This is a genomic window from Mucilaginibacter sabulilitoris, from assembly GCF_034262375.1.
GTDB lineage: Bacteria > Bacteroidota > Bacteroidia > Sphingobacteriales > Sphingobacteriaceae > Mucilaginibacter > Mucilaginibacter sabulilitoris.
The window spans coordinates 510,006-523,869 of sequence record NZ_CP139558.1 but is presented as its reverse complement, the minus strand read 5'-3'; the positions used below and the strand labels follow the sequence as shown (position 1 = coordinate 523,869).

At 42.3% G+C, this 13,864-nt stretch carries 7 protein-coding genes; all 7 read right to left on the bottom strand.

Annotation, left to right across the window (positions count from 1 at the left end; translation table 11 throughout):
* Positions 1 to 54: 54 nt before the first annotated feature.
* Positions 55 to 1,764, bottom strand: a complete 1,710-nt coding sequence (locus tag SNE25_RS02300) for a RagB/SusD family nutrient uptake outer membrane protein (RefSeq protein WP_321563476.1) — start codon at positions 1,762 to 1,764, stop codon at positions 55 to 57.
* A gap of 11 nt (positions 1,765 to 1,775) precedes the next feature.
* On the bottom strand, positions 1,776 to 5,177 hold the full coding sequence (locus tag SNE25_RS02295) for a SusC/RagA family TonB-linked outer membrane protein (RefSeq protein WP_321563475.1): 3,402 nt from the start codon (positions 5,175 to 5,177) through the stop codon (positions 1,776 to 1,778).
* Positions 5,178 to 5,312: 135 nt separating this feature from the next.
* On the bottom strand, positions 5,313 to 6,188 hold the full coding sequence (locus tag SNE25_RS02290) for a FecR family protein (RefSeq protein ID WP_321563474.1): 876 nt from the start codon (positions 6,186 to 6,188) through the stop codon (positions 5,313 to 5,315).
* A gap of 119 nt (positions 6,189 to 6,307) precedes the next feature.
* The gene (locus SNE25_RS02285; protein WP_321563473.1) at positions 6,308 to 6,844 is read right to left on the bottom strand and encodes an RNA polymerase sigma factor; all 537 of its coding nucleotides are present in this window, start codon (positions 6,842 to 6,844) and stop codon (positions 6,308 to 6,310) included.
* Positions 6,845 to 6,948: 104 nt separating this feature from the next.
* On the bottom strand, positions 6,949 to 8,847 hold the full coding sequence (locus tag SNE25_RS02280) for a glycoside hydrolase family 97 protein (protein WP_321563472.1): 1,899 nt from the start codon (positions 8,845 to 8,847) through the stop codon (positions 6,949 to 6,951).
* 27 nt (positions 8,848 to 8,874) lie between these two features.
* On the bottom strand, positions 8,875 to 10,404 hold the full coding sequence (locus SNE25_RS02275) for a RagB/SusD family nutrient uptake outer membrane protein (RefSeq protein WP_321563471.1): 1,530 nt from the start codon (positions 10,402 to 10,404) through the stop codon (positions 8,875 to 8,877).
* A gap of 20 nt (positions 10,405 to 10,424) precedes the next feature.
* A complete protein-coding gene (locus SNE25_RS02270; protein ID WP_321563470.1) occupies positions 10,425 to 13,775 on the bottom strand; it encodes a SusC/RagA family TonB-linked outer membrane protein in 3,351 nt (1,116 codons plus the stop codon).
* Positions 13,776 to 13,864 lie beyond the last annotated feature (89 nt).

Below are 13,864 nucleotides of genomic sequence, written 5' to 3'. Positions count from 1 at the left end.
ATAATTTTATGGTTGCTTTATGCTTTATTTAGGTTGATATTTAAGTACCCTGGTTTACCAACCAGGGTTTTGAGGATACGGGGTGCCGGTAATAGTGGCATCTATTTGTGTTTGCGGAATTGGCCGCAGGACATGAAATGGTTTAATATTATTCCGGCCATCGGTATTATGCAGTTTTACGCGCTCCAATAGCTTGCCGGTTCTGGCCAAATCCATCCAGCGCATCAATTCACCGCAAAGTTCTCTTGAACGCTCATCCAAAATAAAATCCAACGTAAGTTTATCCGCGGTAATATCCATTGCTCCAGGATTGCCGGATGGGAAAGCCGCCCGTTCCCGTACCGCGTTTATATACTGCACGGCATCCCCGGCACGCCCATCCATAAATAGCGCTTCGGCAGCAATCAAATAAGTTTCGGCCAGGCGATAGATGATAATTGGTCTTATAGAAGGCGAATTTTGATCAGGGCGTTTGGTATCAAAATATTTAATCATGGCCGGCGATAACGCGATGCTATATTTACTTGGCGGAATAACCTGGTAACGATATCCGGCAATTTGCGACGCGGTCATTTCATATCCAGGCATCCATATCGCGGTATCGCCTACCGTAAATTTAGGCGCACCCGGACTGGCGCTTGCCGGGGCCCCGGCGGGTAACGGATTTGGCCAGGTAGGTACGGAGGCCGCGTTATTGCATAACCAAACTGTTTGAAATGTTTTTTTATAACGTTGATCGTTCACCCTTTCACTAAATACGGTATCCGTAAGCCAATGAGTAGGTACTGCCCGTATATAGGGCCGACCGTAAAGCGTACTACGCTGCATACCCGGCTGAACTTCATATTTTGGGGCAAACAAATGGCACAGCAAATTATCGGGCTCCCGGTTATCTTGTTTTGGCGATCCATTATAAGCTAATGTAGGTGTGTGTTGTACGGTCCACAATATCTCGCTATTTGCTTCATTACCTTCAGCAAATACACTTCCAAAATCCTGCTGTAACCTTAAACCCGCCGCAGGGGCAACATTATTGATCAAGTCAGTTGCAATGGTATATGCATTTTTATAATCATCAGCTTGTTTGGCCGACGAGCCTGCCCTTGTTAAATATACTTTGGCCAGCACATGCATAGCAGCCGCTTTCGTGGCCTTACCCGGCAGAACGCCGCTGGTTAGCGGGCCGGCCGGCAATACGGCAATGGCATCTTTCAGGTCCTGAATGATAAAATCATATACATCGGCCATTTTAGCCCGTGTGGCAGACGTTGTTGGGGTAGCCTGAAACGTTTTATTCAGGGTTACATCGCCCCAAGACTGTACCAACACAAAATAATAATTTGCCCGCAGAAACTTTGCCTCGGCAATGGTACTGGTTTTGGTGGCTTCGTCTATACCGGCAGGAGCATTATCAATGAGTCCGTTACAGGTATTGATATAAGTGTAACAGTTTTTCCAGATGGTTGCAACCGTACCATCAGAGGTATTAAAGTTACTGTTATATTTAACCATGCCATTGTTGCCATCATTCCCGGCAATGAACTCATCGGTTCCGGGCACGGTCATTTCAAAATAGGTATCGGGCCCCCAGATGGTTCTAAAACCCGCGTAAGCGGCGGTAAGGCCTGCCTGAAAACCCTGCGTTGTTGTAAAAAAGGCCGGAGTAAGGCCCGATTTTGGGTTTTCTATCAGTGTTTTTTTACATGCTGTAGTTATAAGCCCTAAAAACAAACAGGTGTATAAGTATATGGATATCCTTTTCATCTTATTTCAATTTAAAGTGTCATATTAATACCGAATGTAAATGACCTGGTAGGCGGTGTATCTACGTTTAAAGCTCCGGCTGTTTCCGGATCAAGGCCATGAAAATCATCACGATATGGCGAAAAAAGTATAAATGGATTCTGGGCCGTTGCATACACCCTTAATGATCTCGCCTTGATGCGTTTTGTTATCGCCTCGGGCATGTAATAACCCAGTGTAAGGCTCCTCACTTTAAGAAAAGTACCGTCAAAGTAGCTCATTAACGATGAGTAAGGTGTATTGGTTGACGCAGAGTTCGGTTTAGGATAATAATTCTGATGATTGGTTGGGGTCCAGTAATCTTCATTCAGGTTATTATAATTACCCTGGAAGGTATTGATAAAACTACCGCTCTGGAATAGTTTGGAAGTGATCAGTCCCCCTACCCTGTAAACAGCAACTATTGTAAAGTCAAATCCTTTATAGGCAATACGGTTGGTAAAACCACCTGTGTATTTAGGCTGATCAGATCCGAGTACTATTCTGTCGCTGGCATTGATCTTACCATCTTTATTTACATCCTCAACCCTGATAGTACCTATAACTGAGCCTGTACCGGTGGTAGTAAGCCCTAGGCTTTTGGCCATGGCGCTATCAGCACTGGTATTTTGCCATATACCAATCTTTTTATAATCATATATAGCGTTTATAGGCTGCCCTACAAACAGGCCGTTTGTAATATCCTGGGTAACCCCGCTTGATAACTTAGTTACTTTACCCCGGTTAAAGGTGATATTAAGATTAGTGGTCCAGCTAAAACTGTTCCTGCCGTTACCCGGAATATTAATAGTACTTAAACTTACTTCAATACCCTTATTTTGAGTTTGGCCTACGTTGGTTAAAATACTGTTGGGAATACCCGATGTAGGTGGCAGGGATAACGGCAGCAATAATGATTTGGTGCGTTGATGATAGGCATCAATAGTACCGCTGATGCGCCCGTTAAAAAATCCAAAGTCTACACCGGCATTCAATGTAGATGTATATTCCCAGGTAAGATTTGGATTGGGAACACTTGTTGGATATGCGCCAGTTAAGTTAGTTGAGCCAAAATTGTAATTAACCGATGATAAGCCGCCAAGGGTTTGATAAGGATTAATGGCGGTGTTACCTACCGTACCATAGCTTAACCGTAATTTAAGATTTGAAAGCACATTGGAGTTTTTAAGAAATGGCTCCTGCGTAACGTTCCAGGCCGCTGCTGCTGATGGGAACACATGATACTTATTGCCGGGAGCTAAACGTGATGACCCGTCTGAGCGCATGGTTAATGTTAGCAGGTATTTATTGGCATATCCGTAATTTACCCTCGCCATATATGAGATGATATCCCATTTGGAGTAGGAACCTGAACCGCTTAAATTAGAACCGTACTGCGGGTTATAATACTGAACACCATCTGATAAAATATTATTATAGCTAAATGAGTTTGACTCACTCTGGCTTTCCTGCAAACTATAGAGGCCAGTAAAATTAATGTGGTGTTTTTGCGCAATGGTCCTGTCGTAAGTTAATATATTTTCAAGCGTGTAGTTATAATTGTAAATGCTTTGATTGTTTGCTGTTGATGCCCCGCCCAGGTTATTGGTGGTTGCGCTGGCATAAAAATTTCCATATATATCGGGCCTTATTTCAGCGCCTCCGTTAAACCTGTACTTTAATCCGGGAGCGATGTTTACCTCAGCATAAGCAGTAGTAAAAGTTCCGAACCTTTTGCGGGTTTCAACAGCCGCGTTCGGAACAAAATTGGCCAATGGGTTCCATACCTGGTTGGCACTTCCGGCGGTAAAACCTACCAGTTTGCCGGTAGCATCATCATAAGGTGTTGAAAGCGGGCTTGCTCTTAATGCCTGCCCAAGCGGGTTAGCGTTTTCGCCGTTAGTATAGCTTAGTGAGTTTAAACTGCTCAGTCCTATTTTAACATTTTTACCCAGCTGCTGGTCAACACTTAGCTTAATAGAATAACGTACAAAGGACTGGCCGAAATAAATGCCCGTTTCATTATAATACCCGCCGGATATGGCATACTGTGTTTGATCGTTCCCGCCGGAAACACCTAACTGATGGTCGGTTACAAACCCTTTTTTATAAATAAGGTCCTGCCAGTCGGTACTGCGCCCGGATTTTATTGAGGCCACCTCCTGGGGTGCAAAAGAGCCATCAGTTAAAAAGGCCGGATCATCAATGCCGGTGTATTTGCCGGGGTTACCATTGATCAGTCCCCACTTTTTCAAATCTTCAAATTGAGGGCCGTTCATAATATTGTAATGTCCCATTGGTTTATTATATCCAGCATAACCGCTATAGCTTATGCTTGCACCTCCTTTTTTTCCGCGGCGCGTAGATACCAACAGCACGCCGTTGGCGCCCCTTGAACCATAAATAGCGGTTGATGAAGCATCTTTTAACACTTCAAGGGAAACTATATCGTCGGGATTTATATCGTTAAGGCTACCGTTAAAAGGGATGCCATCAACCACAATCAAAGGAGAGTTAGAGGCATTAATTGACCGGGTTCCCCTAATCAAAATGGATGGCGCTGCACCTGGGTGACTGTTACCGTTACCTTTTTGAATATCAACACCTGCAGCTTGCCCCTGCAGCGCCTGACCCAAATTGGCAGCAGGAATATCACGCAGAGCCTGTTCATTAACCGAAACAATTGACCCCGTTACATCTGATTTTTTTTGAACACCATAACCAACTACTATCACATCACTAAGTGCTTTCATGTCAGACTCCATAGTTAAGTTAATAACCGTGCGGTTGTTAACAGCTATCTTCTGCGTTTTATACCCTACAGATGTAAATATTAAATTAGCATCAGGGGCTGCCTTAAGGGTATAATTACCCTTCTCATTCGTAATTATACCCTTTACGCTACCCTCGATACTTACCGTTACACCCGGCAGTGGCCCGCTTGCATCTGATACCTTACCTGTAATTGTAATATCAGCAGCTTCATTTGTAATATTTTGCTCATCGGTTTTATTGGTTATCAGGTTTGTCTTTAATGAAGCTGTTTTATCATAAATTACAATGCCGGTATTTATTTCTTTAAAAACCAGGCGGGTTTTAATAAACAAGTAATTTAATACTTTGCCAAGCGGCTCATTCTGAAATTTACGCGGTGTTGTGATATATCCCTTTAAATCTGCCGGGTTATACGAAAACTTTACATTTGATAGCTTTTCAAGCTTATCTATTGAGTTTTGCAACGATTCGTTACTAAACGAAACTTTAACAGGATAATCAGAAACTTGTCCATCTATCTCTTTCGCCTGTAATATCTGGCCGAATGCCAATGAACAAATCATAACGACTATGGATACTTTCCTGAAAAAAGTAAATAATTTAGTCTGTTTTTTTATCATCTTTACTAAGGTTTTTTTAATGAAAAAACTATATGAATTATTGGATTAGCTTGGAACCTGCCAATAATTTATATTCCATACTTTGTCGGTATCCCTGGTATCAGCCAGGGGTATTGACATTATTTGTTTAGTGGTTCAGCTCTTTTTCAGATAAACCTCCTTCCCTTTGATATCATAGTTTAAATGATAGATGGTCTTGATAATTTCCAACACATATTGTAAAGTATTACCGCCTGTAAAATGAATGGTTGCGGTTAAATGATTGGTATTGGTTTGATCATAATTGACGTGGATGCCGTAGATACTTTCTAACCGCATTATAAGTTCATCAAACGGAACATTATATAAATTGATCTCATTTGATCGCCAGGCTGCTATCTTTTCAGCATCAACAGTTCTGATCCGGTGGGTGCCTTTTTTCTGATCGAAAATAATTTCTTTATCAAGCGTTAGTACGCCAAAACTCGCTGCCTTATTACCAACTTCTACCCGGCCGCGGGTAACAGTTAACCTTACATCGTGTATGTTTTTATACGATTTAATATTAAACGCCGTACCCAGTACCCGTGCGTGTAAATGCCCATAATGCACAATAAACGGCGAATGGCTATCATGCTTCACATCAAAATAAGCTTCACCGTTAATCAGTTGTATTTCCCGGGTTTTGCCAAATTGTTCAGGAAATTTTATGATGGAACCAGAATTCAGCCAAACAGTTGATCCGTCGGGAAGGGTAACCATTTTGATATTGCCTTTTTTTACGACCACCGTGATCCGGTTAATGTCAGTTTTTGAGAATCTCGCATAAAAAAATGAAGCGCAACACATCAATAATAAAGAAGCAGCCATAGTGTATTTTGCCGCAGTGGTTTTAATGAAATACCATTTTCCAAAAATTTCTTTATGGATATTACACAGCATTTCCTTTTCCACAGCAAGCATAGCTTCCTCATCCTGAAGATGATCTTCCCCCGTTTTATTGCCGGAGGCGGGCTTTCGCCATTCCATCATGTTAATCTGTTTTTAAGTTTATAAACCAGCTTTAAAGCCGCTTTCTGGTTTTGATACTATATATACAAGACTAAATGGTTTGGGTACCAGATTTATTTGCATTTTTTATAATCAGGCCATTAAAACATACCCAATTTGGTGCGTAGTATTTTCAGGGCATTGGAGAGTTGGTTTTTAACCGTACGCGGAGTAATATTAAGGGTTTCAGAAATTTCATTTACCGACAGGTTTTGATGCCTCGATAAAATAAAAACTTCCTGCATTTTACGGGGTAATTCCTTGATCTCACCTTCAATTACAACAGATAGCTCTTTGGCTATCAAGCTATCTTCATTGGTGTATTGATCAGCGTTATCAAATTGTAATAGCTTTTCCAGTCTTTTTTTCCGGGCCGAATCCTGCTTATAAAAATTGATGATATTGTTTTTTAGCATCCTGAAAAGATAAGACGCATTATAACGCTCAGGCTCTAAGTTGTACCGGCAGTTCCATAAATTTATAAAAACCGTTTGCACAAGATCTTTCGCATCCTCTTGTGAACACGTTGAACGATAAGCCATTTGATATAAGGCCCTCCAGTTTTGTTTATAAAACTGGTCAAAGGCTTGTATGTTTCCTTCCTTAATTAATATGATCAATTCAATTTCTGAAACCATTACTCAGGGACTTAAGTGGCTTATCGTTTAATCGTGTTTACTTGACTATCTTTTTTATTTGATATAAATTATTGCAGGCTCATAATTTTATTTTTCGGCATTTATCATTGTATGGTATATCTGCCTATATACCCTCCGCCAACACCTAAATTCAATGACAAAACATCTGTGGCTTTTGCTGTGGAGTTTCCGGTTTTTAAAGCCCCTGTGTTATCAGGATCATCATTAATACTGGTGCATTTAGCCGAAGCTTTTAAAAAGGTTAGCGGTATTTTGATGCTTTTGGGTTGTACCCCGTTCATAACCGCTAAAAACCATGTATTTCCCTTTCTGCGGGCAAATACGGCCAGTTCGCCTATGGTAGATGGTTTCAGAACAATGGTTTCGTCCCATACCGAGGGAATGCTTTTAATAATATCAACACCCGGACTGGCCAGCAAATGTTGCGGACTGGCGGCGTACGTTAATACTGGGGCGCTTAAAATAACCGCACTGGCAATTTGATTAGTCCAGGTAGTGTTTTTACGGCGCTCGCCAAAATGCACCGGTGTATATTCCGCAGGGCCTGCTAAAAACCGGGTAAATGGCAAGGTGGTACTGTGTGTGGCCCTGTCTGCCAACTTACTTGATTCCATGCCTTTAACCGCCTCGCGTGTTAGTTCATTGGGCCATGTACGCATTTGACCGGTTGGCTTATTGGAGCCATGAAAATCAACCATTAAATGTAACCGGGCTGTTTCAGTTAAAATGTCCTCGTACAGATCAACCACTTCCTTAGCCTCGTTGTCAAAAAAATCTATCTTTAAGCCGGCTATTCCCAAATCATGGCAACGTTTAAACTGGGCATGCCTTACACTTGAATCACGCAGTTCTTTTGAGTGCATCCATACCCAGATGCTCACGCCTCGCTGTTTAGAATAGCTTACCAGGTCCTTAATTTCCTCATCGCTCCATTTTGACCAAAAACCTTCCAGTATGTTGTGCTCAAAACCCAGCTCTGAAGCAAGCTGTGAGTATTCCTTCATGTTATTTACGGTTTTATCGCCGCCGCCGTCAAGATATTGCCAAACCGCCCGGCCTGGTTTTACCCACGAAGTATTTATTCCCTGCGGGAAATAATTTTTATTGGGCGGAGGGCATAAGTTATGCACCGCATCGCAGTTAACCAGTGTATTCAGGTCGGCGCCAACCATAATTACCCGCCATGGGGTATTAATGGTTCCGGTGATGGCGGCCGGCTTTGAAACCCTTGCTATATCATCTTTACTATACCTTAATTCATAAGGATGTGATATAGGGTGATGATCTGCTAACTGCAAAACAAGCTTACCTTTACCGTCGGCCTGTAGCGCCATTCCTGCATAATTTTTGAGGTCGGCTTCGGTAATAGAAGCATATCCGGCATCGCCCGGTAACTTGAATGTGGCGGGCGGCGCTATCCATTGCCCGGCTTTTACAGAATCTATTTGTTTTTTAACATGCTGCCCCTCATAATGCCCGTTAAGATCATGATACCATATCGTACTTCCGGCTGGTATGTTAAATTCGGTTGATTCGTTGGGGATACGGCTCGTGCTCTTATCGCCCGGTATTTGAAAACTAAAAGCGGCAGCGTCATTAAAAACCCTCACATCAAGCAAAAAGCTGCTTTTGCCATGCAGTAATTTTATTTTCGCACCGTTGCAGTGATTTATAGCAACTGCATGCGCCCCGTACCACGGGTAGCTTTCGTTCACCGTATACGATGTACTGCCATTAATGATAACCTGATTTGTAAGTGAGTTTTTATCAATACTCATCTGCATAGCCGAGGTATTAATAACAGGTTTGTTTTTGAAATAAACCGAGTAAGATAAAGTTCCCTGATGATCAAACACCTCCAAACGCAACTGTTTATCAGGACTATAAACCGTTATATTTTCGGCTGCAAATAAAATTGAGGGGCAAGCCGCAACCAATAACACCAGGCGAATGGCGAGTTTTATTTTTTTTAGAATTTTCATTTATTCCGAATAAATATTCATTAATGATTAATAACCTGGGGTTTGTTTAAAGGCGTTGTTGCCTACCGCTTTGGCAATATCAATTTCGGTTTGCGGAACCGGCCAAATGGTATCGCGCAGCGGGAATGTTCGCTGAGCCGCGTTCGGGTCTTTAATGGTAGGTATAATTACCCTGTCAAGTGCCCACCGTTTCAGGTCAAAATATCTCTGGCCTTCCAGGGCAAGTTCTATTCTTCTTTCATGACGGATACGGTCGCGCATATCAGATTGAGAAAGACCTGAAGGAATAGGTGGCATATTTACACCGGGCCGGGTACGGACAGCGTTGATGGCTGTATAAACATCGGGGCTGGGACCCGCAATTTCATTTTGCGCCTCAGCATACATTAATAGTACATCGGCATATCTTAAATAAACCCAGTCCTGATCGCTTTGAGTACCAATTACAGTGGCCCGGGTAGAATCGACACCTTTTTTATTAAGGAAACCCGCTGTAGCGCCGATAGCTGCCGGAACAAACGGAATGCCCCCCTTGTATAAAACACCCGGGGTTAATATAGTGGCCAGTAACCTTGGGTCGCGGTGAGCATACGGAGTTGCCGCATTATATAAAGGCGATGTCGTGATCGGCTGTCCATCGGTACATTCGTAATCATTTACCAAATAATTTAACGGCTGAAAGCTTGAGCTATAGGTGTACAAATATTCGGCAGGACTAAAAGCCGTGGGCACCTGATAACGGCCGGAAAACATAATTTCGGGATTACCGTTTTGTCCGGGTTTTAAAAACAGGTTTTTATAGCCACCTGTGTAAATACTGAATTTACCATCTGTAATTATCGTATTAGCCGTGGTAGCCGCCAACTGATACTGGTGCCTTGACAAATACACCTTTACCATATAACCCAATGCCGAACCTTTAACCGCATGCCCGCTATATGCAGTATTAGGCAGATTATTGGCAGCAAAAGTTAAATCATTTAATATGGTATCGGTAACCACTGATTTTGGCGTTCTCCCTACTTGCCCTGCCGGATCTATGGTTATTTGATGAGTAGTTAAAATCACATCACCGTAAAGCTGGGTAAGCATAAAATACCAGTAGGCCCTTACAAACCTAACTTCGGCAACGTACTGGTATAAAGTAGGCGATGGCAGGTTAACTTTTCTGATATTATCTAAAAAAGTGTTACAAGCCTGTATGGCCCGGTAAGCGGTGGTATAGGCATCTGTTTGCAAACCGCCTACAGTGGGCGTAATAGCACCCTGCGCTATATTGGAATAAGCGCCGCTATAAGAGTTATCGGTAAGGCTTTCCCAATAAGGAGTGCCTGCTCCAAAGCCCTGCCCGGTATTACCCGAAGCCGTGTAGTTAAATCCCTGGATAAAAAAGCTATAAATACCGGCCAGCGCGAGGTCGGCATCATTTTGTGTTTTCCAGAAAAGTCCACTGCCAATATCAGCCGGGGGATTCTGATCTAAAAGATTCTTTTTACAAGCCCCTAATAAACTGGCGGCTATCAAAGCAGGTATGAAATATTTTATTGCTGTTTTCATAATCATTTTCATAATAGGTGTTAAAATGTGGCCTTTACGCCAAAAGAATAAACCTGATTTTGCGGATGCGTAACGAACCTGGTATTTGAAGCAACACGTTCCGGATCAAGCCCGGGGAATTTGGTGAACGTGAACAGGTTATCGCCGGCGAAGTAAATACGTAGGCCCGACATGAATACGTGTTTGGCAAACTTTTGCGGTAAATTATAACCCAGTTGAATGTTCTTTAACCTTAAAAAAGAAGCATCCTGCAAATAATAAGTAGATGCTGTATTAGCATTGCTGCTGATATTGCCTTGGCCCAAAACATATACCAGCGGCATGGTAGAGCTGTGGTTAGTTGGTGTCCAGGCGTTTAGCCATTGTGAAGGCGGCGGCGATCCCTGGTTAAATGGCTGTATTCCCCATCCGTTTACGTACAGCTTTTGGCCATATGAACCATAAAAGAAAACAGTAAGGTCAAAGTTTTTCCAGGTAGCCCCGGTGTTAAAGGAATAATCAAATTTAGGATATGCCCCGGGGACAATTACCCGGTCGCTATCATCAACTTTTCCATCACCATTGGTATCGGCATATTTCACATAGCCGGGTTGAGGGTTATATTGCTGTGTTGGCGAATTGGCAATTTCTTCGGCCGATTGAAATATGCCTACGTATTTCAGCATGTAAAAGCTGTTATAGGGCTGCCCTTCCTGGTTAATGGTATTGGTAGAGGTGTTTGGGGCCGGAGCGCCATAGGATACCAGTGTGTTTTTATTAGCCTGTATGGTTCCGCCAAAAGAAAAGCCAACCTGTCCAAAACGGTCTGTGTATTGAAAAGATGCTTCAATACCCGTGTTTTTCATTTTGCCGTAGTTAATAGTAGGCGCGTTTAAACCATAATATAATGGGGTAAGCGGTGTGGCATTTTCGAGGATACCGGAGGTAAGTTTGTTATACCAGTCAAACGTTAGACTCAGCTTGTTATTGAGTACAGAAATATCGGTACCGAGATCAAACACCCGTGTTGTTTCCCATTTTATATTGGGATTGGTTAAAGAGTTGTTAACTAACCCACTGGTAACTGTTGTGCCCGAAAACGGATAAGCATAACTGGTTTTGTTATTATAATAGCTCTTAAAATTATATGTTTCCTGATAAGGGTAGTTACCAATGTTTTGATTGCCTAAACTACCTATAGAACCGCGAAGTTTTAAATTGTTTAACCAGCTTAAGTTGGTTAAAAATTTTTCTTTGGTTGCTACCCAGCCTAATGAAACAGATGGGAAAAATGCCCATCTGTTATTTGCGGGAAAGCGGGACGACGCGTCATAACGAGCGTTGGCCTCCAGGAGGTATTTTTCCTGATAATCGTAATTTAATCGTCCGTAGTAAGAGTGTAATGCATAGATGTTACTTGTTCCGTTATTTAATTGTGATGCAACCGGCCCTGCATCAATTTCCTGTAAGGTATTGGTAGCAAAAGGCAAATTGCGGATGCCTTCTAAATTTTGCGATTTATTATATTCAACCTGCGTACCCGCCAGTAATTTAAAGTTATGCTCGTTATTGATCGACTTTGTATAAGTAAGCTGGGTGTAAGCAATGGGATAAAATGAGTTATTATCGGTTACGTCAATACCCTGGCCGTTTACATCTAAAGTACGCTCTGGTGCATCTGTTGGTTTAGCAAACCAATTGTACTGGTAAATTACCGGCTTAAAATCGTTTGTTTTATTATAATCAAAGTTAAAACCGCCATTTGTCCGCCATTCCAGCCCTTTTAAGAGATGAATATTTAAGAAGAAACTGCTTTGCAGATAATAGTCATTTTGCTTATTAATGGCATTTTGAGCAATGGCTATCGGATTTTTATTGGGAGTTTGTACGCTCGGAAATACCGAATTTACATAGCGGCCGCTACCATCGGGCAGTATAGGACCATACATTGGCGACTGCGACAGGGTAGATAAAAACTGATCTTGACTGCCTCTTGAGGTATATCCCCTTTCACTGTAATTTAAGGTGATGCTTGAGCCAAATGTGGCCCACTTGCTTAATTTAGAATTTAAATTAAACTGCATATTATATTTTTTATAATAGTACCCCAGCATCACATCGGGCTGGTCAACAAAACCCAGGCCCACATTATAGGTAGTACCATTACTGCCCCCGGTTATACCCAGGTGGTGTGTTTGTACATTTACGGTGCTAAATACGGCATCAAGCCAGTTATAGTTTGGGTATAGTTTAGGGTCAGCCCCATTTTGATAAAGCGCGATTTGTTCATTGGTGAATTTGTTTGGATAATTGGAATTAGTAGCCGCCTGGTTCCAAAGGGTCATGTACTGTACCGAATTATAGATCAGGTTATCGGGCAAGGCCGTAGCTTTGGTTATACCTAAATTATAATCATAAGACAGTTGCATTTTACCCTCTTTACCTTGTTTGGTTGTTACCAGAATAACCCCGTTGGCGGCACGGGTACCATATATAGACGCGGATGCGGCGTCTTTCAATACCGTTACAGATTCAATATTTTGAGGATCAAGGGCTGTAAGGCTACCCGGCAAACCATCAACTATAACAAAAGGAGAGTTACCAGCGCCGCTGAAAGTACCATTCCCCCTTATGCGTAAGGTTGTACCTTCATTACCGGCCTCGCCAGAACCCTGCACAACTGATAACCCGGGCAGTTTTCCCTGTAATAATTGTGTAGGGTCTGTAGCAACCCTCTTGTTCAGCTCAGTGCCGCTCACGGTAGCTATGGCGCCCGTTAAATCGGCTTTCTTTTGGGTTCCGTATCCTACTACCACCACTTCACTAAGGTTGTTGGTTGCATCCTTCATGGTAATATTGATCTGCGTTTGTGTACCTACCGCTACTTCCCGGGTTTCAAAGCTCACATAGCTAAATACAAGTACCGCCTGTTCATCAGGTACCTTAATTGTATATTTACCCTGTGTGTCGGTAACAGTGCCCGTGGTCGATCCTTTTACTTTTACATTAACGCCTATTAGGGGCAGCCCCTTTTCATCAGCCACTTTGCCCTGTATTTCAATACTGGCTCGCGGTTGTGTTTTAAGCTCTTCCTCTTTGCGTTTAACCACTATAGTTTCCTGTATAATTTTATAGGTAATGGGTAGATCGCGGAAGCAGGCATTTAGCGCCTCTTCAACTTTGGCGCGATCTATATTAATATTTGGCAGCTTAATTCGGGCCACATCCTCTTTTACATTAACCAGGATAAGATGGTAACCGCTTTGTTTTTCAATGGATTCCAAAACCTTTTTGATCGATACATTTTTTTCATGAATCGTGACAGTTTGACTGAAGCTTTTAGCGCCCGCGCTGGTCAGGGCGGTTATCATCATGATGGCAATCAGTTTCATAACCAATAAAATTTTAGGTATTAGGGGGCACTTGCCCGGTACGGACTTAGAAATGAATTTCATACTTTTGTACAGTTTGGGTTAACGTA

What these genes read in the sequence shown, in the direction of transcription:
- SNE25_RS02300 (WP_321563476.1), bottom strand. Translation starts at nt 1,764, where the DNA reads ATGAAAAGGATATCCATATACTTATACACCTGTTTGTTTTTAGGGCTT.
- SNE25_RS02295 (WP_321563475.1), bottom strand. Translation starts at nt 5,177, where the DNA reads ATGATAAAAAAACAGACTAAATTATTTACTTTTTTCAGGAAAGTATCC.
- SNE25_RS02290 (WP_321563474.1), bottom strand. Translation starts at nt 6,188, where the DNA reads ATGATGGAATGGCGAAAGCCCGCCTCCGGCAATAAAACGGGGGAAGAT.
- SNE25_RS02285 (WP_321563473.1), bottom strand. Translation starts at nt 6,844, where the DNA reads ATGGTTTCAGAAATTGAATTGATCATATTAATTAAGGAAGGAAACATA.
- SNE25_RS02280 (WP_321563472.1), bottom strand. Translation starts at nt 8,847, where the DNA reads ATGAAAATTCTAAAAAAAATAAAACTCGCCATTCGCCTGGTGTTATTG.
- SNE25_RS02275 (WP_321563471.1), bottom strand. Translation starts at nt 10,404, where the DNA reads ATGAAAACAGCAATAAAATATTTCATACCTGCTTTGATAGCCGCCAGT.
- SNE25_RS02270 (WP_321563470.1), bottom strand. Translation starts at nt 13,775, where the DNA reads ATGAAACTGATTGCCATCATGATGATAACCGCCCTGACCAGCGCGGGC.